The organism is Roseomonas sp. F4 (assembly GCF_053891155.1).
This window is the reverse complement of record NZ_JBSSHK010000002.1, coordinates 887,682-914,518: the sequence shown is the minus strand read 5'-3', so window position 1 is coordinate 914,518 and position 26,837 is coordinate 887,682. Positions and strand designations below refer to the sequence as shown.

Sequence of the window (26,837 nt, the reverse complement as noted above, 5' to 3'; positions counted from 1 at the left end):
GGCTGGAAGCGGCGCGAATTCCGACCATTCTCGGCTACCCCTCAGGAGTGATTCGCCTTGCCCGCACCCCGCAGCCTCGCGGCCCTGGAAGACGATGCGCGGCGCGACCTGGACTTGATCGCGCATCCGCGCATGGACTGGCTGCAATCCAAGACCAGCGGCGGCAAGCCCGTGTTGGATGTACTGGTGGTGGGCGGCGGGCAATGCGGCGTCGTCACCGCCTTCGCGCTGATGCGCGACCGCGTGCGCAACCTGCTGGTGCTGGACCGCGCGGCCTATGGGCAGGAAGGGCCGTGGCAGACCTATGCGCGGATGCACAATCTACGGTCCTGGAAGGATCAGAGCGGCCCCGATCTCGGCGTGCCCTCCCTCACCTACCAGGCCTGGCATGAGGCGCAGTTCGGCACCGCGGATTGGGCGGCGCTGCGCTACATCCCCAAGGAATTCTGGAACGACTATCTTCTATGGCTGCGCCGCGTGGTCGGCGTGCCGGTGCGCAACGGGGTGAATGCGGGGCGCATCTCCCCCGCCCGGACCGATGACGGGCTGCCCTGCCTGTCCGTGGAAACCTCCGCCGGCCCGATGCTGGCGCGCAAGGTGGTGCTGGCGACGGGGCAGGAGGGCGCGGGCGTCTGGTGGATGCCGGATTTCGTCGCCGCTCTACCTCGCCATCTGCGCGCCCATAGCGCCGACCCGATCGACTTCGCGGCGCTGCGCGGCAAGGTGGTGGCGGTGCTCGGCGCCGGCGCCTCCGCCTTCGACAATGCGGCGATGGCGCTGGAGGCCGGCGCGGCGGAGGTGCATCTGTTCTGCCGGCGGGCGGAGCCGATGGTGGTGCAGCCCTATCGCTGGCTGACCTTTGCCGGGTTCCTGCGCCACCTGCACGAGATGCCGGATGAGTGGCGCTGGCGCTTCATGGCGCATGTGCTGGGGCTGCGGGAGGGCTTTCCGCCCGATACCTATGCCCGCGTCCTGCGTTTTCCCCATTTCGAAATGCATGTCGGCCGCGCCTGGACCGATGCGCGAAGCGATGGGGTGCGCGTGACGCTGGCCACCCCACGCGGCGACTTCGAAGCCGATTTCCTGATCTGCGGCACCGGCGTGCGGATGGACCCGACTTTGGTGCCGGAACTCGCCGGCTGCGCCCACAACATCGCGCGCTGGTCGGACCGCTACACACCACCGGCGGAGGAGGCCAATCCGCGCCTCGGCGAATTCCCCTACCTTGCCGACGACTACAGCTTCGTGGAGCGTGTGCCGGATGAGACGCCCTGGATGCGGGACATCCACCTGTTCGGCATCGGCACCACCCTGTCCTTCGGCCCCGCTGGCGCTTCCATCAACGCCATGGGCATCGCCGTGCCGCGCCTGGCCGCCGGCATCACCCGCGGCCTGTTTGCCGCCGAACTGCCACGCTATTACGCGGAGCTGCGCGCTTATGACGTGAAGCAGGTGGAGATCGATCCGAGCAGGATCAGTTGAGCGTCTCCATCAGCCGCCGCAGCAGCAGCGCGCGGGGCACCAGGCTGTCGAGATAGATCTGCTCGAAATCGGTGTGCCCGCCCTTGCCATCTGCGCCCAGCCCATCGAGCACCGGCGCAAGATCGGCGCAGAAATTGCCGTCGCTGCCACCGCCGGTCTTCAGGTCCTGCAACTCAAAGCCGATCTCGGTCGCCAGCGCCTTGGCATGATCGAACAGCGCGGCGATCGCGGGCGTCTTCTCATAGGGGGGACGGTTCAAACCGCCGGTCAGGGTCAGGGTCACATCGGGGCCATGCGGGCGCAGCGCCTGGATGCGCGCCAGCATCTCCTCCGCGATCGCGGGCGTCGGCAGGCGCATGTCGATGGCGGCGCGGGCTTCTTCCGCCACCACATTCGCCCGCGTGCCGCCCGTAACGACGCCGACATTCACCGTGACGCCACGCTCGTAATCGGTCATCGCATGCAGGTCGATGATCTGCCGTGCCAGCTCGTCGATGGCGCTGCGGCCGTCCTGATGTCGACTGCCGGAATGCGCGGCGCGGCCCTTCACAACCAGGTCGAAGCGCGCGGCGCCCTTGCGGGCCGTGACGATCTTCCCACCCTCCCGCGCCGGCTCCGTCACCAGCACATATTTGGCGCGGCCGCCGAGGCTGCGGATCAGGTCCTTGCTGGTCGGGCTGCCGACCTCCTCATCCGAATTGAACAGATAGGTGATGGGCAGGGGCGTCTGCGTGCCGGCGCGGAGGAAGGAGAGAAAGGCCTCGAAGGCCAGCCGCGCACCGGCCTTCATGTCGTAGATGCCAGGGCCGTAGGCGATGCCCTCCTGCACCCGGAAGGGCATGCGCGCCAGCATGCCCATGGGATGCACCGTATCCAGATGCGACAGCACCAGGATGCCCGGCGCATCGCCGCCCCAGGGTGAGCGCAGCAACACATGGTCGCCCATGCCTTCCCGGCCCGGGATGATTTCCACGCGTGCGCCGGCCTCGCCAGCCTCCGCCGCGACCTTCGCCATCAGGGCGGAGACGGCATCGGGCGCGTCGGTCGGCGTCTCATGCTCAACCCAGGGGCGGATATTGGCGAGCAGCGCATCGGTGGTGAAGGTCATGTGGAGGGCACCAGTTTCGTCACGAGGGTTGCGGCATCGCCGCCTTCCGCCAGCGCGGCGATGGCGGACAGGGCGTCTTCGGTCGCTGTGGGGCTGAGCACGCGCGCCGCGCAGTCGCGGAATTTCGCGAGATGCTCCGCCTCGGTCATCGGGTTCTCGGCCGCGCCGCGGCGGATGCTGCGTGTTTCGTGCAGCGTGCCGCCATTGCGCAGATGCAGAGTCACCTGCGTCGGTGGGCGCGGGTCTGCATCCGGCAGCGCGCGCATCGTGATGCGCGGCATCAAGGCGCGGATGGCCGCGCGGTGGATCGCATCCCCCTCGAAATCCGCCAGCGTCACCTGGCCCTGGAGCGCGGCCGTGGCCAGGCAATATTCCATGCTGAAACGTGCCTGCATGCCCGTGCGCGGATCGGGATGGATCAGGTTGCCGGCGAGCACCGCGGGCAAGGCCGTCTCGATCGCGGCGATCTCGGCGGGCGGCACCTTCATCGCCAGCAGCGCATCCAGCGACAGATGCGTCGCCGCACAGGTGGGATAGGGCTTGTAGCTGATGCCCACGGCCGCGATGGCCAGCGGCGCATTGTCGCCGGGCGGGTCCATCGTCCCCTCCGGCACATCGGCGCCCGCGAACATCTCCGCGAAGCGCCAACGGCCGGCCAGCGCCTCCTCCGCACCATCCACGCCCTGCTCCGCCAGGCTCGCCGCCAGCAGACCGGATTTCGCGGCGAGGCCGGCATGCACGGACTTGGCCATCGCACCAAGCTGCATGCGGCTGCCGCTGGACATGCTGGTGGCGAGGCTGAGCGCATGCCCGGCCCGCACCGCATCCAACCGCAGAAGCCGCGCGCAGGCCGCCGCCGCGCCGAGGGCGCCGATGGTGGAGGTGGCGTGCCAGCCCAGCCCGTAATGGCGCGGATTCACGCCGCGGCCGATACAGGCCATCACCTCCAGCCCCACGACCAGCGCATCCAGCAGCGCCGGGCCTGCGGCCTGGCGCTCCTCGCCCAAAGCGAGGATGGCGGGCACCAGAACGGCGGTGGCGTGGCCGTGCAGCGGGTTGAAAGTGTCGTCGTAGTCCAGCACATGCGCCGCCGCGCCATTCACCAGCGCCGCCCAGGGCGCGGCCAGGGCGGTTCCCGTGCCGAGCAGGCGCGAACCGCCGCCGCCCCAGCGCGATACGGTGGCGGCGACGCGGCGTGGCGTTTCCTCCACCGATCCAGCCAGCATCACCCCGATGGCATCACGCAGCCCGGCGATGGCCAGCGGCGCCACGGCGGCCGTCCGGGCAGGCGGCACATCCGCGATCCATTCCGCGAGTCGCTGCGTCGGCCCCGCCATCCTCACCCCTTCCCGCCTGCCGGCCGCAGCCTCGCGCGCCACATGCGGCCGGGCAACCCCCGCACGTCTTCACGCCGCCGCCGATGCCTGCGAAGCTTCGCCACGGAACAAGGGTGGAGAGAGCCGGTATGGCGGGGACCAGGGCTGGAGCGATCGCACGCGCGGAACGCTGCTTTGACGATGGCGCATATCTGGAGGCGCTGCGAAAGCTGGTCGCCGTGCCAACCGAAAGCCAGCTTTCGGACAGCCTTCCGGCGCTGACCCGCTACTGCACCGAAACCCTGCCCGATTTGATGCGGGACATGCCCTTCGAGCAGACGGTGCTGCCGAACCCGCGGGAGGGTCGTGGCCCGGTCTTTGTCGCGACGCGCATCGAGGACCCGTCTTTGCCGACCGTGCTGGTCTATGGCCATGGCGATGTGGTGCGCGGCCTGGCGCCGAAATGGAGTGAGGGGCTCGACCCCTGGCAGGTCACGGTGCGCGGCGATAAATGGTACGGCCGCGGCACGGTGGACAATAAGGGCCAGCACCTGATCGCCATTGAGGCGCTGCGCGCGGTGATGGCGGAGCGCGGCGGAACGCTCGGCTTCAACGCCAAGGTGCTGGTGGAGACCGGCGAGGAACAGGGCTCCCCCGGCCTGCGCGCGATGCTGCAACAGCATCGCGAGATGCTGGCGGCGGATGTGTTCATCGGTCTCGACGGCCCGCGCCAGACCACCTTCATGCCGGAGATGAAGCTCGGCGCGCGCGGCGGCGTCGCCTTCGACCTGGTGGTGAAGCTGCGCGACCATGCGCATCATTCCGGCCATTGGGGCGGCGTGCTGACCGACCCCGGCTTCGTGCTGGCGCATGCGCTCTCCACCATCCTCGATCGCAACGGCCGCATCCTGGTGGAAGGCTGGTCGCCGGCGGCCATCCCGCCCGCCGTCAAGCGCGCCATCGGCGATCTGGTGTTCGAGGACATCCCCGGCCTGCCGGAAGGCGACCCCAACTGGGGCGAGCCTGGCCTGACGAAAGCCGAAAAGATCTTCGGCTGGACCAGCGTCATCATGCTGGCGCAGATCACTGGCCATCCGGACGCGCCGACCAATGCGGTGCAAGGCGAGGCGCGCGCGCGGTTGCAGATCCGCCACACGGTGGACGTGCCCGGCGCCGCCTTCGTGCCCGCGCTGCGCAAGCATCTGGATGCCAAGGGCTTCCCGGAGGTCGAGATCATTCCGATGATGGAGCGCGACATGTTCGGCGCCGCGCGGACCAATCCGGACGATCCCTGGGTCGGCATGGTGGCCAATTCCATGGCGCGCACCAGCAACCGCGCGCCGAACATTGTGCCCAGCTCCTCCGGCTCCAACCCCTCCGACATGTTCCTGGAGGAGCTGGATGCGCCGGTGATCTGGATTCCGAACAGCTATGCCGGCTGCAATCAGCATGGTCCCGACGAACACGCCCTGGCGCCGCTGCTGCGTGAGGGGTTGGGGCTGATGGCCGGCATCTGGTGGGATATCGGCGAAGGCAAGGTGCCAGCCCGGCGCTGAGAGAAGGACAACGAGCATGACGGACGCCCTGCCCGCCGCGCTGATCGACCAGGTCAGCGGCCCGGAGATGATGGACAACCTGCGGGAAATCGCCCGTTGGGTGAAGCTGAGCGGCGCGGCAGAGGAGCTGGAGTCACTCGGCTTCCTGAAGGAGCGGATGAAGGCCTATGGCTTCCGCACGCAGATCCTTCTGCACGATGCCTATATCAGCCTGCCGGGCAAGGCCGCCGTCACCGTCGACGGCAAGGCCCTGCGCTGCATCACGCAGTCCTTCTCCCGGCCCGGCCGCGTCTCCGGCGTGCCGGTCTATCTCGGCCATGGGCACGATGCCGACTTCTCTGGCAAGGACCTGGCCGGCCGTATCCTGCTGTTCGAGGGCATGGCGACGCCGGCCGTGGCGCAGCGCGCCTCGCAGGCCGGCGCGGCGGGGCAGCTGCATATCAGCCATCACGAGCATATCCACGAGATGTGCATCTCCCCCGTCTGGGGCAGCCCGGGCGCGAGCACCCTGGCCGATTTGCCGACCACGGTGGTGTGCAGCGTCGACAATGCCGAAGGCGGCGCCATCCGCGACGCGCTGGCAGCCGGCGCGCAGCCGGTGGTGACGCTGGAGGCGGAGGTGGATACCGGCTGGCGCAAGACGCCGATCCTGGTGGCGGAGATGGAGGCGCCGCATGGCGGGGCGGAGGCACCCTTCATCCTGCTCTCCGGCCATCAGGACACCTGGTATTATGGCGTGATGGACAATGGCTCCGCCAATGCCGGCATGATGGAGGCGGCGCGGCTTTGCGCCCTGCATCACGCCAAGTGGCAGCGCGGGCTGCGGGTGTGCTTCTGGTCGGGCCATTCGCATGGGCGCTATTCCGGCTCCGCCTGGTATGCCGACACGCATTGGGATGAGCTGGACCGCCGCTGCGCCGCGCATGTGAATGTGGACAGCCTCGGCGGCGCCGGCGCGACGGTGCTGGAGAATGCGGCTGCGATGACGGAGCTGCGCCACCTGGCGGCGGAGGCCGTGCAGGCGCAGACCAACCAGACCTACAAGGGCAAGCGCAAGGCGCGGAACAGCGACGAGAGCTTCGTCGGCATCGGCATTCCCTCCATGCTCGGCTCCATCAGCGAACAGCCGGCGCGGCACGCGCAGGCGCGCAATGCGCTCGGCTGGTGGTGGCACACGCCGCATGACCTGATCGACAAGGTCGATGAGGCGAATCTGGTGCGCGATACGCGCGTGCTGACGCAGGTGGTGTGGAAGCTGCTGGCGGAACCGGTGCTGCCGCTGGATCATGCTGCGACTGCGGCCTCCCTGGTGCAGGAACTGGCAGGCCTGTCAGGAAAGCTGTCGGGCCGGTTCGAGATGGATGGCTTGGTCGCCGCAGCGACACGGCTGCGGGACAGTGCGGCGCGTATCGCCGGGCGGACGGCGAAGGATGCCGTGGCGGTCAATGCGGCGCTGATGCGGGCGTCCCGTGCTCTGGTTCCGCTGGACTACACGCCGGGCGACCGCTTCGCCCATGCCGCCGCTCTGCCCCTGCCCGCCTGGCCGACGTTGCAGCCGATCCGCGATCTGGCGGCGACGGAAGCCGGGACGGATGCGGAGAAGTTCGCTGCGGTGGACGCGACCCGCGCCCGCAACCGCCTGGCCTTCGCCCTACGCGAGGCGCAGGCCGCGCTTGATGCCGCCGATGCGGCGCTGAACTGAAGGAAGAAGCCATCATGCGGAACGACGAACAGGTCTGGCGCAGCGTCGATGAGCGCAAGGAGACCTATGCCGAACTCAGCGATCGCATCTGGGGCATGCCGGAGCTCTGCTACAACGAGCACCGCAGCGTCGCCGAACATATCGCGATGCTGGAGGCCGAGGGTTTTGCGATCACCCGCGATGTCGCCGGCATCCCCACCGCGGTGATGGGCGAGGCTGGCGAGGGCGGTCCCGTCATCGCCATCCTCGGCGAGTATGACGCCCTGCCCGGCCTGTCGCAGGAAGCCGACGTCGCGGAACACAGGCCTCTGCCCGGCGATGGCTACGGCCATGGCTGCGGCCACAATGTGCTGGGCTCCGCCAGCCTGCTCGCCGCCGCGGCGGTGAAGGATTACCTTAAGGCCAACAACCTGCCAGGGCGGGTGCGCTATTATGGCTGCCCGGCGGAAGAAGGCGGCGCAGCCAAGGGCTTTATGGTGCGCGAAGGCGCCTTCGATGATGTGGACATCGCCATCTCCTGGCACCCGGCCAGTTTTTCGGGCGTGAATGACGCGATTTCGCTGGCCAATACGCGCATCGACTTTTCCTTCACGGGCCGCGCCGCGCATGCCGCGTCGTCCCCGCATCTCGGGCGCTCGGCGCTGGACGCGATCGAGCTGATGAATGTCGGCGTGAACTATATGCGCGAGCACATGCCGAGCGATGCACGCATCCACTACGCCTATCTGAATGCCGGCGGCATCGCGCCGAATGTCGTGCAGTCCCAGACCAAGGTCCGCTATCTGATCCGCGCGCGGAACTTGCTCGAATTGAACGCGCTGGTGACGCGCGTGCGCAAGATCGCCGATGGCGCGGCGCTGATGACGGAGACCACCGTCTCCACCCAGGTGATCTCGGCGGTGTCCAACCTGCTCGGCAATTCGCCGCTGGAACAGCTGATGTACGACAACTTCCAGCGCCTCGGCCCGCCGCAATTCACCGATGAGGACAAGGCCTATGCCGCCGAGATCCAGAAGACGCTGAGCGACGAGGACATCCTCTCCGGCTATCGCCGCCAGGGCGTCACGCCGGATACCGGCAAGGCGCTGTGCGAGCTGATCGTGCCGCTGGACGCCAAGGGCGCGGGCATGAACGGCTCCACCGATGTTGGCGATGTCTCCTGGAAGGTGCCGACCGTGCAGGCGCGTGGCGCAACCTATGCCATCGGCACGCCCGGCCATAGCTGGCAGGTTGTGGCGCAGGGCAAGGCACCGGCGGCGCATACCGGCATGGTGCATGTGGCGAAGGTGATGGCCGGCACGGCGGTGGATGCGCTGCGCAATCCGGACATCATCGCCAAGGCCAAGGCCGATCATCAGGCGCGCACCGGTGGCAAGCCCTATGTCAGCCCGCTGCCGGCCGATGCGAAGCCGGCGCTCGGCATGTCGCTCGCCGAGTGATCTAACCCGGACAACCCCGTGATCGCCGCGAGACTGCTTGCGGTGGCACGGGGATGGCGGCAGCCTTCCGCTTTCTGTGGGAGGTGTCGCCATGGCGCGGCGTCAGATGAAGCTCGGTGTCTCGATGATCGGGCTTGGCTATCACATGGCGGCCTGGCGCCATCCGGATATCGATCCGGCCGGTAACATGAAGCTGTCGCATTATGTCGATGTCACGCGCATCGCCCAGCGCGGCAAGCTGGACCTGGTATTCCTGGCGGATGGCGTCGGCATTCGCGCGCAGGATGAACCGAAGGGGGCGCTGGCCCGCTCCTCGAAGAACGTGGTGTTCGAGCCTCTGACGCTGCTCTCGGCGCTGGCCATGGTCAGCGAGAATGTCGGCCTCGTCGCCACCGCCTCCACCACCTATAATGAGCCCTACCACGTCGCCCGCAAATTCGCCTCGCTGGACCATATCAGCGGCGGTCGCGCGGCTTGGAACGTCGTGTCCTCCTTCACCGATACCGAGGCGCGGAATTTTGGCTTCGAGAAGGCGCCGGATTACGACAAGCGCTACGACCGCGCCGCCGAATTCGTCGAAGTGGTGCGTGGTCTGTGGGAAAGCTGGGAGGATGACGCCTTCGTCCGCGACAAGGCATCGGGCGTCAATTACGACGAATCCAAGCTGCATGTGCTGAACCATAAAGGCGAGCACTTCCGGGTCGCCGGCCCGCTGAACGTCGCACGCACGCCGCAGGGCCATCCGGTGATCTTTCAGGCCGGCGCTTCCGATGCCGGGCGCGAATTGGCGGCGGCAACGGCCGATGGGCTCTATGCCGCATCGCAGGAACTGTCCGTCGCGCAGGCCTATTACAGCGACGTCAAGGGCCGCATGGCGCGCTATGGGCGCGAGCCCGATCATCTGAAGATCATGCCCGGCATCCTCGCCGTGCCCGGCCGCACGCGGCAGGAAGCACAGGACAAGCATGAGCAGGTGCAGTCCCTGCTCGACCCGCTGCTCGGCCTGAACCAGCTGTCCCGCGTCATGGGCGACCTCTCGGCCTATGACGTGGATGGGCCCGTGCCGGATGCGATCGACCCGCGCATGCGCAGCCGCGCGCAGATTTTTCTCGACCTGGCGAAGCGCGACAACCTGACCATCCGCCAGCTCTACACGCTGGTCGCCGCGGGCAATGGCCATCGCACCGTGGTCGGCACGCCCGCCGATATCGCCGACGCCATGCAGGAATGGTTCGAGCAGGGTGCGGCGGATGGCTACAATATCCTGCCGCCCTGGCTGCCGGGCGGCCTCGCCGATGTCGTGGACCTCGTGGTCCCGGAATTGCAAAGGCGAGGCCTGTTCCGCACCGAATATGAGGGCACGACATTGCGCGAGAATCTTGGCGTGCCTTACCCCACCCACCGTCGTGCCGCGCTCGCCCGCGGCCTAGCGGCCGAATGATGTCGGGAAACGCCACCATGCGCCTGCTCCGCCCGCTGCTGATGACGGCAGCCCTGCTCACCGCCCTGCCCGCCGCCGCCCAGGAACTGCGCATCGGCTTCAAGGCCGCGGTCGATGGCAGCGACCCGCACCAGAACTACACGCCGAACCGCAATGTGCAGCTGCATGTCTACGAACCGTTGGTGTTCCAGGACGCCTTCATGCGCCCCCTGCCCGGCGCGGCATCCTCCTGGCGGCAGGTCAGCGACGAGGCCTGGGAATTCACGCTGCGCGAGGGCCTGACCTTCCATGACGGCACGCCGGTGACGGCGGATGACGTGGTGTTCTCGATCAAGCGGGCGCGGGAGATCACCGGCCTGCGCACCTTCGTCGGCCAGACCCGCAGCATCGCCTCCGCCGAGGCGAAGGACGACCGCACCGTCATCATCCGCACCCGCGGCATCTCCACCCTGCTGCCGAGCCAGATGGCGGTCATCGCCATCCTGTCGCGCCGCCTGGCCGAAGGCGCGGTGGAGGCGGATTTCAACGGCGGCCGCGCCGCAATCGGCACCGGCCCCTATCGCTGGGTGCGCCTGTCGCAGGGCCAGGATGTCGTGCTGGAACGGGCCGAGCGGCATTGGCGAGAGCCGGAGCCCTGGCAGCGTGTGACCTTCCGCTTCATCAGCAATGACAGCGCCCGTGTCGCCGCGCTGCTGGCCGGCGATGTGGATGTGATCGACAATGTGCCGGCGGCGCTCTACGGCCGCGTGCGCGACAGCGACCGGTCGCAGCTCATCACCGGCACCGGGCTGTTCACGCTGTACATGTATCTCGACCATTTCCGCGACCAGGTGGCCTTCGCCACCGGCCCGGATGGCCAGCCCCTGGCGCGTAACCCGATCCGCGACCCGCGTGTGCGACAGGCGATGAACCTTGCCATCAATCGCACCACGCTGGCCGAACGTGCCATGGAAGGCTCCGCCGACCCGATCGGGCAGTTCGCCGCGCCGGGCTTCATCGGCCACGATCCCGGCCTCACCGTGCCGGCGCAGGACCAGGCGCAGGCGCGGCGACTGCTGGCGGAAGCAGGCTATCCGAACGGCTTCGGGCTGACGATCCATTGCACGAATGACCGCTTCGCGGGCGATTCCCGCACCTGCCAGGTGGTCGGCCAGATGCTCACTTCGGTCGGCATCCGCGTGACGGTGGATGCGCTGCCGGCGGCGGTGTTCTTCCGCCGTGCCAATGGCAATGCGCAGCTCGATCCCGAATTCACCGCCTTCATGGCGATCTTCGCCTCCTCCACAGGCGTTGCCAGCGAGACGATGAGCAGCATCCTGCGCACCCGCAACGCCGCCCTCGGCCAGGGGCCGCTGAACCGGGGCCGCTATTCCAACCCGGCGATGGATACGGCGCTGGATGTGGTGGACCGCACGCTGGACGATGCGGAGCGGGAGCGGCTGATGGGTGCCGCGGCGCGCATCGCCATCGAGGACAATGCCATCCTGCCGATCTTCTCGCTCCGCGCCTCCTACGGCGTGCGGCGCGGCCTGACCCTGACGCCGCGCGGCGACCAGTACACCATGGCGACCGGCATCCGCACCGCGCCATGACCCGGCCGCGCATTCTGGTCATCGATCCGCAGGGCGAGGACGAGGACATCGAGAGGGCGATCGTCGGAGAGGATGCGGAGCTGGCGTTCCGCCGTTCCATCGGCGGTCGCCTGCCTGACCCGGCGGATTACGCCGCCGCCGATGCGGTGCTGAACTGCCGGTCCATGCATCGCCTGCCGGCGGAATCGATCGCATTGTTCGAAAGGTGCCGAGTGATCGTGCAGGGCGGCGTGGGCTTCGCCCATGTGGACCTGGAAGCCGCCGCCGCGCGCGGCATACCCGTGCTGAACACGCCCGATTACGGAACGACGGAAGTGGCGGATCATGCCGTGGCGCTGGCGCTTGGCCTGCTGCGCGGCGTGCAGGGCTACGACCGGCGGCTGCGGCGCGGCAATGCCGCCTGGGACGCGCGGCAGATGAAGCAGGTGCGGCGGCTCGGCACGCTGCGCGTCGGCATTCTGGGGCTGGGGCGCATCGGCACGGCGGCGGCGTTGCGCTTCCAGGCCTTTGGCATGAAGGTCGGATTCCACGATCCCAACCTGCCGGTGGGCCACCAATTGGCCTTTGGCTGGGAGCGTTTCGACACGGCGGAGGCGCTTCTGGCGCGCAGCGACGTGCTCAGCATCCATGCCCCGCTGAACGCCAGCACCCAGGGGTTGGTCGATGCGCGGCGCCTGGCGCTGATGCCGCAGGGCGCCGTGGTGGTGAACACGGCGCGCGGCGCCATTCTCGACCTGGATGCGGTGCATGCGGCGCTGCGCGCCGGCCATCTCGCCGGCGCGGGCATCGACGTCTTCGAGACCGAGCCTCTGGACCGTGCCCACCCGCTGATCGCCGCCTGGGCGGCCGGGGAGGAATGGCTGGATGACCGACTGGTGCTGACCCCGCACGCCGCCTTTTATTCCACCGCCAGCATCCGCGACATCCGCCGCCTGTCCATGCAGTACATGATGGATTTTCTCCGGACCGGCGCGCGGCCGACCTGTGTGAATGAGGCCCTGTTGGCCAGGCAGGTCTGATCCGCGCCACGCGGGGTGCAACCCGCGCTCGGCCCGCCCGTTCGCCCCAGCGCGCGCATTGCGCTGGGGAATCGATTCCATGACGCCGGACCAGGCCATCGCCTTCGCTATCCTGGGCGGCACCATCGCCTTATTCATCCATGGGCGCCTGCCCTACGATCTGGTCGCGCTGCTGTCCTTGTTCGCCGCGGTCATCAGCGGGGTGGTGCCGGCCGACAAGGCCTTCTCGGGTTTCAGCGACGACGTGGTGATCATCGTGGCCGGCGCGCTTCTCGTCAGCGCCGCGGTCGCGCGCTCCGGCGCGGTGGAGGCGGCGATGCGGCCGCTGCTGCCCTGGATGCAGGGGGGGCCGGCCGTTCAGGTGCCCATCCTGGCGGCGGTGGTGATGGTTCTGTCCGCCGTGACCAAGAATGTGGGCGCGCTGGCCATCATGATGCCGGTGGCTTTCCAGCTTGCCCGACGCACTGGCACGCCAGCCAGCGCCCTGCTGATGCCCATGGCTTTCGCCGCGCTGCTGGGTGGGCTGGTCACCCTGGTCGGAACCTCGCCCAATATCATCGTCTCCCGCCTGCGGGAGGAGATCACAGGCGCGCCCTTCCGCATGTTCGACTTCGCACCCGTCGGGCTGTGCATCGCCGCCGCCGGGCTGGTGGTGTTGGCGGTCGGCTGGCGGCTGCTGCCGGGGGGGCAGAAGGGCAGCGGTTCAAAGGATGCCGCCTTCACCATCGAGCAATACACGACGGAAGCCCGCATTCCGAAGGGCAGCGACCAGATCGGCAAGACGGTGGCGGAGCTGGAGGCGATTGGCGAAGGCGAGGTCCGCATTGCGGCCGTCATCCGCGCCAATGTGCACCGCCTGTCACCCGTCCCGGGCCGTGCGCTGCAGGAGGAGGACCGGCTGCTGCTGGAAGGTGAGGCGGAGGATCTGGATTCCTTCATCGCCCGCAGCGGGCTGACACTGGAGGGTGAACGCCACAAGATTCCCGAGGATGCCGCCCAGGTGGTGGAGGGTGTGGTGACCGGGGAGAGCCCGCTGGTCGGCATGACGCCCGCCGGCTTCGACCTGCACCGGCGCAGTGGCCTGAGCCTGATCGCCGTCAGCCGCCGCGGCCAGCGGATCGCAGAGAAGCTCAGCGACCTGCGACTGCGCGCCGGCGACGTGGTCATCCTGCGCGGCGAGGCCACGGTGATGGCGGAGGCGATGGGCGGGCTGCGGGTGCTCCCCCTGTCGGAGCGCAATGTGCAGCTTGGTCGCAGCCGCCGCGGGTGGCTGCCGCCGCTGGTGCTGGCCGCGGCCATGGCCCTGGTGGCGCTGAACTGGGTGCCGGTCGCCATCGCCTTCTTCGGCGCCGCCGTGGTGCTGCTGGCCCTGCGGACGCTGACGATGCGGGAGGCCTATGAGACGGTGGAATGGCCGGTTGTCGTGCTGCTGGCCGCGCTGATCCCGGTGAGCGAGGCCATCCGCACGACTGGCGGCACCGACTTGGTCGCGGGCTGGCTGTCCGGTGTGGCGCAGGCCCTGCCGCCGCTGGCCGCGCTGGCCCTGATCATGGTGATCGCCATGGCGGTCACCCCCTTCCTGAACAATGCGGCGACGGTGCTGGTGATGGCGCCGGTCGGCGCCAGCCTGGCGCAGCAGATCGGCCTCAGCCCCGATCCCTTCCTGATGGCGGTCGCCATCGGGGCGGCCTGTGACTTCCTCACCCCCATCGGCCACCAGTGCAACACGCTGGTGATGGGGCCGGGCGGCTATCGCTTCGGCGACTACTGGCGGCTGGGACTGCCGCTATCGGTCACGGTGGTGCTGGTCGGCGTCCCGGCCATCGCCTTCTTCTGGCCGCTCGGTTGACGGCGGATCAGATCTTGTGGGCTTCCAGCGTGCTGGGGTGGAACAGCTCCTCCGGCACCAGCAACCGGCTGGACAGGCCCTGCGCGTGATGGTGGCGCAGGAACCAGTCGAAGACATGGCGGTTTGCGGCCAGGCCGTAGGAGAAGAAGTCGTCCCCCATCAGCCGACGGGCGGCGCGCAGGTTTTCCTCGACGAAGGGCAGCGTGACCTTGGTGGCGGAGGTGTCAGCCAGCTTGGCCAGAGCCACGGACTTCGACTTCTCGAAGGCTTTCTGGACCGCGGCGGGTAGCCAGGGGTGGCGCTCCACCAGCGTCTTGCGGATGCCGAGCACATGCATCACCGGGAAGATGCGGGTCTTGCGGAACCAGGCCTGGGCTTCCGCCGTCGGGTCCGGGAACAGCCAGTCGATGTTCGGCTCGCCCCGTTCGAAGCAGGAGGGTGCGCGCGGCCCCATCACGCCGTCCAACTCGCCCGCCGCGAGCATGCCGGAAATGGTGGCGCCTTCCGGCGCATTCTCGACCACCACGCCGGGCGGCAGGGTGAGCGAAATTTTCTCAACGCGGCCGGGGGTGTCATAGCCGCCGCGCACCCAGGTGACCTCGGCGGGGGCGACGCCGTACTCCTCCTCCAGGATCGCCCGCGCCCAGACATTGGCGGTGAGCTGGTATTCCGGGATGCCGATGCGCTTCCCGCGCAGATCGGCGGGCTTCCCGATGCCACGATCCGTCCGCACCACGATGCAGGTGTGGCGAAAGGCGCGGGAGGGGAAGACCGGCACGGCAATGTAGGGCGAGTCCCCCTTGGCGACCCGCACGGAATAGGAAGACAGCGACAATTCGCAGATGTCGAAGGCCTCATGCCGGAAGGCGCGGAAGAAGATCTCCTCCGGCTCCAGCAGCATGAATTGCGGATCGACGGCATCGATCTGCACCTCCCCATCCACCAGGGGGCGCATGCGGTCATAGGGGCCGATGGCGATGGAAAGCTGAAGCTTCGACATGCGTTATTCCGCCGCGATGGAGGACGGGGCGCTGACGAAAAGCTCGCGCTCCATCTCCGTCGTGCCGAAGCTGCGCCAATCGGTGGTCTTCGGCACCACGCCCTCGAAACTGGCGATGTCCTTCAGCGACACGCGCGGTTCGGTGCGGCCCAGCGCCGGGGCTCCCTCCGCCAAGGCGCGCGCGGCCTCGATCATCAAGCGGCGCCATTGCACGATGGCGACATCGCTGGCGCCGAGGCGTTCGCTGGTGCGGTCGGCGATGGGGCCCATGCTTTCCCACATCGCCATATCCTGGGCCGGGATGCCCTTGATGCCGGTGAAATTGCCGAGCGCCATTAACCGGCGATCCTGCCCGTAGTCATTCTCCCGCACCCGCTTCTTCTGCCAGTCGGCATCCACGTCGATGCCGGGCTGAAGTGCCAGGAACTTGCGCCAGTCCTCCGTGGAGGGCACGTCCGGCCCCTCCCCCCACGCCATGAAGTAGAACCAGCTATGGGTGTCGTCGATCGGCACCGTCACCTGAGCCACGTTGTAGCTGGCGTTCGGCGGGATCAGGCAGGTCAGCGGCGCGACGAAGGTGGTGATGCGCACATAGTCATGCGTCGCCGCCTGGGTGATCGGGCGGCGGATGGCGGCATAGCGGAAGCCGTAGGAGGTGAGCTGCACCTGCAGCCGCGGCGCCTTGTCGGTCGAAGGCCGCGTCCAGCTTTTGGCGCTTGCCCCGGCCCGGCCGACGCGGGCCGGCACCATGTCGGAGGAATGAAGGGACGAGGAATGGGCGCTGTCGATCTGCCCCTCGACGATCTGCGCCCAGTTGCAGGGCACCATGGTCTTGCCGATGGACACGCGGGTGGCCGGCGTCGGCGCGAAGGGCGGCGGTTCGAATTCCGGCATGTCGGCACGGTCGCCGAGGAAGGCCCAGACGAAGCCGCCCGCCTCCTCCACCGGAAAGCTCGGATGCTTGAACTTCGCGGCGGCGCAGGCCTCCGGCGGCTCGCTCGGCATTTCGAGGACATTGCCCTCCACGTCGACCTTCCAGCCGTGATAGAGGCAGCGCAGCCCGCCCTCCTCGTTCCGCCCGTAATAGAGCGAGGCCTTGCGATGCGGGCAGGCCTCCGCCACCAGGCCGAGGCGGCCGTCGCTGTCACGGAAGGCGACCAGCTTCTCGCCCAGCACCTGAACGCGGACGGGCTTGCCATCCGCCTCCTCCACCTCCTCCGACAGGCAGACGGGCAGCCAATGGCTGCGCAGCAGGCGGCCCATGGGGGCATCGCCGGTGACGCGGCACAGCAGCTCGTTCTCGGCCTGGGTGAGCATGGCGGTTCCTCCCGATATGCTTAGGTCCCTAAGATATGCGGCGCACCTTTCGCGCTGTCCAGAGGGTGTTGACGGTAGATAGTTAGATTTCTAAGTGAATGGAAAGCGTGCGGAGGCAGGCAGCATGACGGAGGCGGCGTTTCGGCCCCTGCGGGTGATGGCGGCGGCGGAGATCGCCAGCGGCATTTTTCGGTTCGACCTGGCGCATCCCGAAGGCCAGGACCTGCCGCCCTTTACCGCCGGCGCGCATCTGCGGGTGCAACTGCCGGGTGGATTGGTGCGGCGCTATTCGCTCTGTTCCGACCCGGAGGACGTCGCCGCCTGGTCCATCGCCGTGAAGCGCGACACAACCGGCCAGGGCGGCTCCCTTGCTTTGTGTGATGGAGTGAAGGCCGGGGACCTGCTGCCCTGTGGCGAACCCCAGAATGACTTCCCGTTGGAAGGGCGACCGGTCGGGCGGGTCTTCATTGCCGGCGGCATCGGCATCACGCCGATCATGTCCATGATCCGGCATCTGGAAGCCTCCGGCGGGCCGTCCTGGAAGCTGTACTACCTGACCCGCTCCCCTGCCGAGACCGCCTTCCGCGAGGAGCTGTCCGCCTTTCGCGGCAAGGTGGTGATCCACCATGACGGCGGCGATCCGGACCGCGCCTTCGATCTCTGGCCCATCCTGGAACAGCCCAAGGGCCGCCATATTCATTGCTGCGGGCCGCGCGGGCTGATGCAGGCGGTGCGGGACATGACCGGCCACTGGTCCTCCGCCGCCGTGCATTTCGAGGATTTCGGGGCCGGCTCCGGCCAGAAACGACCGGAGGACACGGCCTTCACCGCCGCCCTGGCACGATCTGGCGGCGAGGTGACCGTGCCGGCCGGCACAACCCTTCTGGCGGCGCTGCACGCGGCGGGCCATGCCGTGCCATTCTCCTGCGAAAGTGGCACCTGCGGGTCCTGCCGCACCGGCCTGGTCGCCGGCGCGGTGGACCATCGCGACCTGGTGCTGATGGAGCATGAGAAGGCCATGGCGATCATGCCCTGCGTGTCCCGCGCCGCCCCCGGCTGCGCCCGTCTGGTGCTCGACCTGTGACCCAACCCGCCGAGCCGGAGCTGGACCTGCGGCCACCGCGCCGGCTGAAGCTCGGCGTGGCCGGGCTGGGCCGGGCCTTCATGCTGATGCTGCCGGGGCTGGCGCATCATCCGCGCATCCAGCTTGTGGCCTGCGCCGATCCGCGGCCGGAGGCGCGCATCCGCTTCACCGCCGATTTCGACGCGCCCTCCTATGCCGAATTTGGCGAGCTCTGCGACGATCCGAATGTCGAGGCGATCTACCTCGCCACCCCGCACCAGTTCCACGCCGCCCAGGTCGCCCGCGCCGCCGATGCCCGCAAGCATATCCTGGTGGAAAAGCCGCTGGCGGTGACGCTGGCGGAGGCCGCTTCCATGGTCGAGCGCGCAAGGGCGGCGGGGGTGCATCTGCTGGTCGGCCACAGCCATGCGCAGGACGGGCCAGTGCTGGCGGCGCGGCGGCTGATTGCCAGCGGGGAGGTCGGCGCGCCGCGCCTCATCACCGCGCTGAACTACACCGATTTCCTGTATCGCCCCCGGCGAGCGGAGGAATTGGACACCAGTCAGGGCGGCGGCGTGGTGTTCAGCCAGGGGGCGCATCAGGTGGATGTGGTGCGGCTGCTGGGCGGCGGGTTGGTGCGATCCGTCCGCGCCATGACCGGCGCCTGGGACCCGGCGCGGCCGACGGAGGGCGCTTATGCCGCCTTCCTGGCCTTTGAGAATGGCGCGGCGGCCAACCTGACCTATTCCGGCTATGGCCGCTTCGACAGCGATGTCTTCCTCGACTGGGTGGGGGAGATGGGCCAGCGCAAGGACCCGGGCCGCCACGGCTTGGCCCGTGCCGCCCTGGCCGGGCTGCCTGATGCGGCCGCCGAGGCGGCGCTGAAGGCCAGCCGGACCTATGGCGCCCCCGGCCAGCCGCCCGGCCTGCCGCCGCTGGAGCCCCCCGAATTCCACAACCAGTTCGGCCTGGTCATCGCCAGTTGCGAACAGGCCGATCTGCGGCTGACGGCGCAGGGGGTGGAGGTGCATGGCGATGCCGCGCGCCGCCTTCGCAAGGCGCCGCTGCCCGCCGTGCCGCGCGGCGAGGTCTGGGACGCATTGTGCAGTGCAGTGCTGGATGGCATTCCCCCGGTGCAGGATGGTGCCTGGGGCATGGCCACGCTGGAGGTCTGCCTCGCCATCCTGCAATCCGCCCACGAAGGGCGGGAGATCGCGCTGCATCACCAGGTGGCGCCGAAAGGACCTTGAGACATGCCGACGCTCCGCATCGAGGCGCAGCAGGATGCCACCAGCGGTTTGTTTTTCCTGGAGGTTTTCTTGCCGGCTGAGTCCCCGACCCCCTTCGTCAGCACCGCGCCCCGCTACAGCAGCGCGGCGGCGGCCGAGCAGGACATGATTGCCACCCTCACCGCTGCGGCGAATCGACCGCGCGCCCGATGACACCACCCCGAATGATGTCCCGCCTGCGGCCGGCTTCCTTTGCCGGCCGAGCGGCCGAACGGCCGCCGCGGCAAGTGCCGCGCAGCCAAGCGCGCGGAGCGCGCGCCCGGCGCATGAGGGAAGAACAGTGAGCGACCGCGAATCCGCGCTGCCGTTCGAGCAAAGCCTCGGCTTCCTGGTGCGGGACCTTAACCGGGCCATCCAGAAGAATCTTCAGGCGCGCATCCAGCCCAGCGGCGCGACGCTCGGCGCCTGGTACTTCCTGCGCGTGCTGTGGGAGGAGGACAGCCTGACGCAGCGGGAGCTGGCGCAGCGCATCGGCATGCAGGAACCCACCGCCGTCATCGCCCTGCGCGGGATGGAGGAGGCGGGCTGGATCATCCGGGAACGCAGCGAGACCGATCGCCGCAAGGTCTATATCCACCTGACCGACAGCGGCCGCGCGCTGCGCGAAAAGCTGCTGCCCGAGGCCAAGGGGGTGATCGCCGAGGCGCTGGTCGGCCTGGAGGCCGCCGAGGTGGAAACCCTGCTGAGCCTGCTGCGCCGCGCCCGCGCCAATCTGGCGGAGCCCGCGCCCGCTACCCCGCCGGCGAAAGCCCGAGCTGCCGGGCGGCGGCGGCCACGCAGCGGCTGAACACCTCGAGCGCATCGAAGGGCAGGTCCTGACCGGCGTCGGGCAGGAAGATGGGCAGGCCGCCGGCCTGCTCCACCGCGCCGGGGATCATCAGATTGTCCGGCAGGCCGAAACCGCCCACGGTCAGGCCCGGCATCGGGTCAGGCACCGCCGCCAGCAGCGCCGCGCTGCGGGCGGCGAAAGGTTTGGTGCTGTTGGAATAGGCGAAGATCGGCCGCCCACGCCCCAGGAACCAGCCCAGTTCGACCAGCGTGCCGGCATCGGCCGAGGCACCGCGAAAGGGGGTGAGGTTGGCGATGACCAGATCGGCGCTTTCCATCATCGCCAGGTCCTTGGCGAAGATCACCCGCCAGGCCTCGGCCTCCGCCATGCTGGCGAGGGAGGCGACATCCTCATTCAGCGGCGGCAGGGCGGTGATGCCATGGCGGGCGCAGATCGCCGATTTGCGGGCGGCCTGGGCAGGCGCGTCGGGCAGGAAGACGTCGGGTCCGGCGAGATAGGCGAGCGGCATGGGGTGAAGCTGACCACGCGGCGCGCAAAGCGCGCAAGCGGCGAGCAGTCCCGCGCCAGCATGGCGGGCCTTGGCGGAAAAGGCCTCTGGTCCGGTCACGCGGGGTTCTGGCAGGTTTGCGGCATGAGGAACCCCGTTTGAAGCCGGCCCCCTTTGAATGGCAGGCGCCCGAGACCCTGGATGCGGCGCTGGCCCTGAAGGCCCGGCATGGGGAGGCCGCGCGCTTCCTGGCCGGGGGCCAATCCCTGGTGCCGGCGATGAATTTCCGGGTGGCGCAGCCGGCCGTGCTGGTGGATCTCAACCGAGTGGTCGATCTGGACTTCTGCCAGTTCGACGCGGATGGCACGCTGCGCATCGGCGCCATGGCCCGCTACCGGCGGATCGAGCGGGATGCCGCGGTGGCCGCGCGGCTGCCGCTGCTGGCGGAGGCGCTGGCGGAAGTGGCGCATCCGCAGATTCGCACGCGCGGCACGCTCGGCGGCAATCTCTCCCATGCCGATCCGGCCAGCGAGATGCCGGCGGTGATGCTGGCGCTGGATGCCCGGTTCCGGCTGCGACGGGCAGGCGGGGCAAGGGTCGTGGCGGCGGCGGATTTCTTTCTGGGGCCGCTGGCGACGGTGCTGGCGGAAGATGAAATGCTGGCGGAGATCCTTATCCCGCCTTTGCCGCCCGGCAGCGGCACCGCCTTCCTGGAAGTGGCGCGGCGGCGCGGCGACTACGCCATGATGGGCGTGGCGGCGGTTCTGCGGCGCGGGCCGGATGGGCGCTGTGCGGCGGCACGGATCGCGTTGTGCAGCGCCGGGCCGACGCCCATGGCCGCGCCGGGCGCCGCCGCCGCACTGCTGGGGCTGCGGCTGGATGCGGGGGCCTTCGCGGAAGCGGCGGTGCTGGCTGTGCGGGAAATTGATCCGATGGGTAGCGTGCAGGCCTCCTCCGCCTATCAGCGCCATCTGGCAGGCGTGCTGGTGGGCCGCGCCTTGGCCGTCGCAGCGGAGCGCGCCTGGGATCCTAAGGCGGAGCGTGCGGCATGAAGATCACCATCCGGGTGAACGGCGCGGCTTACACACGGGATGTCGAGCCGCGTCTGCTGCTCAGCGACTTCCTGCGCCACGAAATCGGCCTGACCGGCACCCATGTCGGCTGCGAACACGGCGTCTGCGGCGCCTGCACCATCCTGTGGGATGGCGAGCCCGCGCGATCCTGCCTCGCCTTCGCGGTGCAGGCGGAGGGGCATGAGATCGGCACGGTGGAAGGCCTGGCGCCGGCGCCGGGCAAGCTCAACGCGCTGCAACAGGCGTTCCAGGACGCGCATGGCCTGCAATGCGGCTATTGCACGCCGGGGATGCTGATGACGCTGACCGCCTTCCTGGCCGAGAATCCCCATCCGGACGAGGCGCAGATCCGGGAAGCGCTGTCGGGCAATCTGTGTCGCTGCACCGGCTATCAGCACATTGTCGATGCGGTGCTGCGGGTGGTTGCGGCATGACCAGCTTCGGCCGCCCGCTGACCCGCAACGAGGACCCCCGCCTGCTGCGGGGCGAGGCGCTGTTCGTCGATGATGTGGAGCTGCCCGGGCTGCTGCATGTCGCCTTCTTCCGCAGCCCCCATGCCCATGCGCGGTTGATCTCCATCGATGTGGAAGCCGCCAAGGCGCGGGCCGGCGTGGTGGCGGTGGTGACCGCCGCTGATCTCGGTGACTACTGGCAGCCTGGCCCGCTGCTGGTGCCGCCGCCGCCGGTGCCGGGAATGGATTTCTACCAGCGCTGCCAGGTGCCGCTGGTGCGCGACAAGGCGCGGCATGTTGGCGAGCCGGTGGTGATGGTGCTTGCCGAAAACCGCTATGTCGCGGAGGACGCGGTCGGCGACATTCTGGTGGAATGGGAAACGTTGCCCGCGGTGGGCGATCTGGAAGCCGCTCTGCAACCCGCCGCGCCGCTTGTGCATGATGACCTGGACAGCAATGTCGCCGCGAGGGTGCATCAGGCACGCGGTGACTACGCGGCGGCGGCAAAGGCCGCGCATCTGATCCTGAAGCGTCGCTTCACCTATGACCGCGGCGCCTCCATCCCGATGGAGACACGCGGCGTGGTGGCAAGCTGGGACCCGCGTGCGGACCGGCTGACGGTGTGGGACACCACCCAGGCGCCCGTCGTCATCCGAAACGGTCTCGCCGCCATGCTGGGTCTGAGCGAGCGGCAGGTGCGCGTGGTGGCGCCGAATATCGGCGGCGGCTTCGGGCCGAAGATGATGATGTTCTATCCGGAGGAGGTGCTGATCCCCTGGGCCGCCATGCGCCTCGGCCGTCCGGTGAAATGGATCGAGGACCGGCTGGAGCATTTCTTCGCCACGACCCATGAACGCAGCCAGATTCACGATGCGGAAATCGCGCTGGATGCGCAGGGAAAAATCCTCGGCGTGAAGGACGTGTTCCTGCACGACACCGGGGCCTATGACCCTTATGGGCTGACGGTGCCGCTGAACAGCCAATGCACCCTGCTCGGCTGCTATGTGGTGCCGGCCTATGACAGCCTCTTCACCGCCGTCTTCACCAACCGCACGCTGGTCACGCCCTATCGCGGCGCCGGCCGGCAGCATGGCGTCTTCGTCATGGAACGGCTGCTGGACATGGCGGCGCGGGCGCTGGGGCTGGACCGCGCGGAAATCCGCCGGCGCAACTTCATCGCCGCCGATGCCTTCCCCTTCGACCAGGGCGTGATCTACCAGGATTTTTCGCGGCTGAGCTACGACAGTGGCAATTACGAACCGATCCTCGACAAGGCGCTGCACGCCATTGGCTATGGTGACTTTCTGGCACGTGTGCAGCCGGCGGCACGTGCCGAGGGCCGCGCGCTCGGCATCGGCCTGGTCTGCTATGTGGAAGGCACCGGCATCGGCCCCTATGAGGGGGCGCGGGTGCAGGTGCAGGGCTCCGGCAAGGTCAGCCTCGCCACCGGCATCGGCAGCCAGGGCCAGGGCCATGCCACCGCCTTTGCCCAGGTCGTCGCCGAACAGCTCGGCGTAGATATCCGCGACGTGGAAGTGGTGACGGGCGACACCGACCAGTTCCAATGGGGCGTCGGCACCTTTGCCAGTCGCGGCGCCGTCGTCGCCGGCAGCGCGGCGCATGAGGCGGCGAAGGTGGTGCGCCAAAAGATTTTGAAGACCGCGGCAATGCATTTCGAATGCGCGGAGGAGGATCTGGTCCTCGCCGATGGCAAGGTGCATGTCGCCGGTGTACCCGACCACGCCATCACCCTCGGAAAACTCGCGGGTCTGGCCAATCCGATGCGCGGGGCGGTGACGCCGGGCACCGAGCCCGGGCTGGAAGCCACCAGCTATTTCGGCCCAGCCAGCGGCGCCACGGCGAGTGGCGTGCATGCGATGATCGTGGAGATCGACCGCGGCACATTTCGGCCGACCATTCTCGACTATGTGGTGGTGCATGACTGCGGCACGGTGATCAATCCCCTGATCCTGGCCGGCCAAATTCACGGTGGTGTGGCGCAGGGAATCGGCAATGCCTTCTTCGAGAAGCTGGAATGGGATTCCGAAGGCCAGTTGCTGAATGCCAGCCTGGCCGATTACCTGATCCCCACGGCGCTCGACGTGCCGCGCATGCGGCTGGATCACACCGTCACCCCCTCCCCGCTCAATCCGCTCGGCGTGAAGGGCGCGGGCGAGGCGGGCGCAATTCCGGTGGGCGCGTTGTTCGCCCAGGCGCTTGAGGATGCGCTGGACCTGCCGGCGCAGGGCATCGAGATTCGGGAAATGCCGCTCAGCCCTTCCCGGCTTTGGGAGATCACGCAGGGTGGCTGACGCCGTCATTTCCACCAAGGACCTGTCGCTGGTCTTCGAAACGCGCGACGGGCCGGTGCATGCGCTGTCCGGCGTGAACCTCGACATCGCACCGGGCGAGTTCATCTCCCTGATCGGCCCCTCCGGCTGCGGCAAGACCACGCTTTTGCGGGTCATCGCCGATCTGGAACGCGCCACTTCCGGCAGCATCACGGTGAACGGCCGCACGCCGGAAGAGGCTAGGCTGGCGCGGGACTATGGCTATGTTTTCCAGGCGCCAGCGCTCTATCCATGGCGCACCATCCTCGGCAACGTCATGCTGCCGCTGGAAATCATGGGCGTGCCCCGCGCCGAACGTGCGGCACGGGCGAAGACGCAGCTCGATCTGGTGAACCTCTCCGGCTTCGAACGCAAATTTCCCTGGCAGCTTTCCGGCGGCATGCAGCAGCGCGCCTCCATCGCCCGCGCGCTGGCCATCGAGCCGAAACTGCTGCTGATGGACGAGCCATTCGGAGCGCTGGACGAGATCGTCCGCGACCACCTGAACGAACAGCTTCTGAAGCTCTGGGCTGCGACCGGGAAAACGGTGGTCTTCGTAACGCATTCGATTCCGGAGGCGGTGTTCCTCTCCACCCGCATCGTGGTGATGTCGCCGCGGCCGGGGCGGATCACGGATATCGTGCCCTGCGACCTCGGCCCGGATCGGCCGCTGGAGATTCGCGAGACCCCGGAATTCCTGCGCATCGCGCAGCGGGTGCGGGACGGGCTGCGGGCGGGTCATGCCTATGATGTCTAGGTCCGTCCTGCCGGTGCTGACGGTCTGCGCGGCCCTGGTCGTGCTTTGGTATCTCGGCGCCGTCTGGATGAACTGGCAGCTGGTGGCGGATACCCAGGCGCGGGCCGGCGCCACGCCGGGCCTTACCGAGATGATCCGGCTGACCCTGGCGCAGCCGCGCCCGCTGCTGCCGGCGCCGCACCAGATCATCGAGGAGCTCTGGCGCACCACGGTGACGCTGCCCATCACATCCCGCCGCAGCCTTGTGCACCATGCCTGGGTGACGCTGTCGGCTGCTTTGGCCGGCTTCGGCATGGGAGTGGGTTTCGGCGTGGTGCTGGCGGTGGCCATCGTGCATCTGCGGGCGCTGGAACGCAGCGTGATGCCCTGGATCGTCGCCTCCCAGGCCGTTCCGGTGCTGGCGCTGGCGCCGATCGTCATCGTGGCGCTGGGCACGCTGGGGCTGGAGGGGCTTCTGCCTAAGGCGATCATCGCCGCCTATCTCTGCTTCTTCCCCGTCACCATCGGCATGGTGAAGGGTTTTCGCGCGCCGGATGCCATGGCGCTGGACCTGATGCGCACCTGGTCGGCCAGCCGGGCGCAGGTCTTCTGGAAGCTGCGACTGCCGGCCTCCCTGCCCTATCTCTTCGCCGGGCTGAAGGTGGCGATGGCCGCCGCCGTGGTCGGCGCCATCGTGGCGGAACTACCGGCCGGCGCGCAGGCGGGGCTGGGCGCGCGACTGCTGGCGGGGTCCTATTTCGGGCAGACGCTGCAAATCTGGTCGGCCCTGGCCATGGCCGCGCTGGTCTCCGCCACGCTGGTCGGATTTTTGGGGATCGCGGAGCGTGCGGTGGCGTGGCGCATGGGCGCGCGGGCATGAGGACCGGCCTGCTGGCCTTGATCGTCGCCGCCGGCTTCACTGGGCTGATCGCGGCGGCGCATGCGGGTGTGCCCGGTATTGGCCTGGGGGCGGGCGCAATGACGCTCCTCGCCGCCTGGCTGGTGCAGCGGCTCGGCGATGGCGCGGGCGAGGGAGTTGCGGGCCTTAGCGCCCCGCTTGTCTTCGGCGCGAGCGCCCTGGCCTTGTGGGAAGTGCTGGTCGTCGGCTTCAGCGTACCGATGGTGCTGCTGCCGGCGCCTTCGGCCATCGCCGCGCGCATGGCGGTTTCCGCACCGATGCTTTGGCAGGATTTCGGGCAGACCTTCCTGAAGGCGGTGCTGGCCGGCTATGCGATCGGCTGCGGCGCCGGCTTCGCGCTGGCGCTACTGGCGGATCGGGTGGATTTCCTGCGCCGCGGGTTGCTGCCCTTGGGCAGCTTCGTCGCGGCGCTGCCGGTGGTGGGCATCGCGCCCATCATGGTCATGTGGTTCGGCTTCGACTGGCAGTCCAAGGCCGCTGTCGTCGTCGCCATGACCTTCTTCCCCATGCTGGTGAACACCGTGGCCGGGCTGGCCGCCGCCGGAGCGCTGGAGCGCGACCTGATGCGCAGCTACGCCGCCAGACCAGGCCAGACCCTATGGCTACTGAAACTGCCCGCCGCTTTGCCCTTCATCTTCACCGCGCTGAAGGTGAATGCGCCACTCGCGCTGATCGGCGCCATCGTCGCGGAGTTCTTCGGCAGCCCGACCATGGGCATGGGTTTCCGGATCACGACGGAGGCAGCGAAGCTGGCGCTCGATCTGGTCTGGGCGGAAATCGTTGTCGCCGCGGTGGCGGGTTCGGCATTCTACGGGCTGGTCGCGCTGGCGGAACGTGCCGCCACCTTCTGGCACCCCAGCGTGCGCAACGGCTAGCA

Annotated in this window: 23 protein-coding genes; 18 read left to right on the top strand and 5 right to left on the bottom strand. The window is 68.7% G+C overall.

The window, feature by feature from the left end; translation table 11 throughout:
- Positions 1–57 precede the first annotated feature (57 nt).
- A complete protein-coding gene (locus ACVFYP_RS11725) occupies positions 58–1,482 on the top strand; it encodes an NAD(P)-binding domain-containing protein (RefSeq protein ID WP_499200349.1) in 1,425 nt (474 codons plus the stop codon).
- On the opposite strand, the gene ACVFYP_RS11720 is transcribed toward ACVFYP_RS11725, so the two are convergent.
- Together ACVFYP_RS11720 and ACVFYP_RS11715 are read right to left on the bottom strand one after the other, a co-directional pair.
- A complete protein-coding gene (locus ACVFYP_RS11720) occupies positions 1,475–2,590 on the bottom strand; it encodes a M20 family metallopeptidase (RefSeq protein ID WP_499200348.1) in 1,116 nt (371 codons plus the stop codon). The two genes, ACVFYP_RS11725 and ACVFYP_RS11720, sit on opposite strands and share 8 nt — an antisense overlap.
- On the bottom strand, positions 2,587–3,927 hold the full coding sequence (locus ACVFYP_RS11715; protein WP_499200347.1) for an MmgE/PrpD family protein: 1,341 nt from the start codon (positions 3,925–3,927) through the stop codon (positions 2,587–2,589). The genes ACVFYP_RS11720 and ACVFYP_RS11715 overlap by 4 nt, the downstream gene beginning before the upstream one ends.
- Positions 3,928–4,055: 128 nt before the next feature.
- Here ACVFYP_RS11715 and ACVFYP_RS11710 point away from each other — a divergent pair, with 128 nt between their 5' ends.
- From ACVFYP_RS11710 to ACVFYP_RS11680, 7 genes are all read left to right on the top strand, one after another.
- A complete protein-coding gene (locus ACVFYP_RS11710; RefSeq protein WP_499200346.1) occupies positions 4,056–5,462 on the top strand; it encodes a M20/M25/M40 family metallo-hydrolase in 1,407 nt (468 codons plus the stop codon).
- Positions 5,463–5,478: 16 nt separating this feature from the next.
- A complete protein-coding gene (locus ACVFYP_RS11705) occupies positions 5,479–7,164 on the top strand; it encodes a M28 family peptidase (protein WP_499200345.1) in 1,686 nt (561 codons plus the stop codon).
- Between the two features lie 14 nt (positions 7,165–7,178).
- Entirely contained in the window at positions 7,179–8,603 is a 1,425-nt protein-coding gene (locus ACVFYP_RS11700; protein WP_499200344.1) for a M20 family metallopeptidase, read from the top strand.
- A 91-nt stretch (positions 8,604–8,694) separates the two neighbouring features.
- Positions 8,695–10,044, top strand: a complete 1,350-nt coding sequence (locus tag ACVFYP_RS11695; protein ID WP_499200343.1) for an LLM class flavin-dependent oxidoreductase — start codon at positions 8,695–8,697, stop codon at positions 10,042–10,044.
- 17 nt (positions 10,045–10,061) lie between these two features.
- The gene (locus tag ACVFYP_RS11690) at positions 10,062–11,636 is read left to right on the top strand and encodes an ABC transporter substrate-binding protein (RefSeq protein ID WP_499200342.1); all 1,575 of its coding nucleotides are present in this window, start codon (positions 10,062–10,064) and stop codon (positions 11,634–11,636) included.
- Positions 11,633–12,655 carry a C-terminal binding protein gene (locus ACVFYP_RS11685; RefSeq protein WP_499200341.1) on the top strand — a complete coding sequence of 341 codons (1,023 nt, stop codon included), beginning with the start codon at positions 11,633–11,635 and terminating at the stop codon, positions 12,653–12,655. Before ACVFYP_RS11690 ends, ACVFYP_RS11685 begins: the two co-directional genes overlap by 4 nt.
- Before the next feature lie 79 nt (positions 12,656–12,734).
- Entirely contained in the window at positions 12,735–14,504 is a 1,770-nt protein-coding gene (locus ACVFYP_RS11680) for an SLC13 family permease (RefSeq protein ID WP_499200340.1), read from the top strand.
- 7 nt (positions 14,505–14,511) lie between these two features.
- Here ACVFYP_RS11680 and ACVFYP_RS11675 read toward each other — a convergent pair whose 3' ends face one another.
- The gene (locus ACVFYP_RS11675; protein WP_499200339.1) at positions 14,512–15,504 is read right to left on the bottom strand and encodes a PhnD/SsuA/transferrin family substrate-binding protein; all 993 of its coding nucleotides are present in this window, start codon (positions 15,502–15,504) and stop codon (positions 14,512–14,514) included.
- A gap of 3 nt (positions 15,505–15,507) precedes the next feature.
- Complete coding sequence (locus ACVFYP_RS11670) at positions 15,508–16,821, bottom strand: Rieske 2Fe-2S domain-containing protein (RefSeq protein ID WP_499200338.1); 1,314 nt, start codon at positions 16,819–16,821, stop codon at positions 15,508–15,510.
- Between the two features lie 124 nt (positions 16,822–16,945).
- Here ACVFYP_RS11670 and ACVFYP_RS11665 point away from each other — a divergent pair, with 124 nt between their 5' ends.
- The 4 genes from ACVFYP_RS11665 (at position 16,946) to ACVFYP_RS11650 (ending at position 19,960) form a co-directional block, all read left to right on the top strand.
- On the top strand, positions 16,946–17,905 hold the full coding sequence (locus ACVFYP_RS11665) for a PDR/VanB family oxidoreductase (protein WP_499200337.1): 960 nt from the start codon (positions 16,946–16,948) through the stop codon (positions 17,903–17,905).
- Entirely contained in the window at positions 17,902–19,134 is a 1,233-nt protein-coding gene (locus ACVFYP_RS11660) for a Gfo/Idh/MocA family protein (protein WP_499200336.1), read from the top strand. Before ACVFYP_RS11665 ends, ACVFYP_RS11660 begins: the two co-directional genes overlap by 4 nt.
- A 3-nt stretch (positions 19,135–19,137) precedes the next feature.
- Positions 19,138–19,326 carry a hypothetical protein gene (locus ACVFYP_RS11655; protein ID WP_499200335.1) on the top strand — a complete coding sequence of 63 codons (189 nt, stop codon included), beginning with the start codon at positions 19,138–19,140 and terminating at the stop codon, positions 19,324–19,326.
- Positions 19,327–19,453: 127 nt separating this feature from the next.
- Positions 19,454–19,960 carry a MarR family winged helix-turn-helix transcriptional regulator gene (locus tag ACVFYP_RS11650; protein ID WP_499200334.1) on the top strand — a complete coding sequence of 169 codons (507 nt, stop codon included), beginning with the start codon at positions 19,454–19,456 and terminating at the stop codon, positions 19,958–19,960.
- On the opposite strand, the gene ACVFYP_RS11645 is transcribed toward ACVFYP_RS11650, so the two are convergent.
- The gene (locus ACVFYP_RS11645; protein ID WP_499200333.1) at positions 19,905–20,471 is read right to left on the bottom strand and encodes a nucleoside 2-deoxyribosyltransferase; all 567 of its coding nucleotides are present in this window, start codon (positions 20,469–20,471) and stop codon (positions 19,905–19,907) included. The genes ACVFYP_RS11650 and ACVFYP_RS11645 overlap by 56 nt on opposite strands.
- A gap of 137 nt (positions 20,472–20,608) precedes the next feature.
- On the opposite strand from ACVFYP_RS11645, the gene ACVFYP_RS11640 reads away from it, so the two are divergent.
- The 6 genes from ACVFYP_RS11640 to ACVFYP_RS11615 are packed head-to-tail and all read left to right on the top strand — an operon-like array spanning position 20,609 to position 26,835.
- Positions 20,609–21,502 carry an FAD binding domain-containing protein gene (locus tag ACVFYP_RS11640; RefSeq protein WP_499200332.1) on the top strand — a complete coding sequence of 298 codons (894 nt, stop codon included), beginning with the start codon at positions 20,609–20,611 and terminating at the stop codon, positions 21,500–21,502.
- On the top strand, positions 21,499–21,957 hold the full coding sequence (locus ACVFYP_RS11635; RefSeq protein ID WP_499200331.1) for a (2Fe-2S)-binding protein: 459 nt from the start codon (positions 21,499–21,501) through the stop codon (positions 21,955–21,957). Before ACVFYP_RS11640 ends, ACVFYP_RS11635 begins: the two co-directional genes overlap by 4 nt.
- Positions 21,954–24,287 (top strand): molybdopterin cofactor-binding domain-containing protein, encoded by a 2,334-nt coding sequence (locus ACVFYP_RS11630; protein WP_499200330.1) that lies wholly within the window; start codon positions 21,954–21,956, stop codon positions 24,285–24,287. The genes ACVFYP_RS11635 and ACVFYP_RS11630 overlap by 4 nt, the downstream gene beginning before the upstream one ends.
- Positions 24,280–25,062: an ABC transporter ATP-binding protein gene (locus tag ACVFYP_RS11625; protein ID WP_499200329.1), complete on the top strand. Its 783-nt coding sequence runs from the start codon at positions 24,280–24,282 to the stop codon at positions 25,060–25,062. The genes ACVFYP_RS11630 and ACVFYP_RS11625 overlap by 8 nt, the downstream gene beginning before the upstream one ends.
- Complete coding sequence (locus tag ACVFYP_RS11620; RefSeq protein WP_499200328.1) at positions 25,055–25,921, top strand: ABC transporter permease; 867 nt, start codon at positions 25,055–25,057, stop codon at positions 25,919–25,921. Before ACVFYP_RS11625 ends, ACVFYP_RS11620 begins: the two co-directional genes overlap by 8 nt.
- A complete protein-coding gene (locus ACVFYP_RS11615; protein ID WP_499200327.1) occupies positions 25,918–26,835 on the top strand; it encodes an ABC transporter permease in 918 nt (305 codons plus the stop codon). Before ACVFYP_RS11620 ends, ACVFYP_RS11615 begins: the two co-directional genes overlap by 4 nt.
- Positions 26,836–26,837 lie beyond the last annotated feature (2 nt).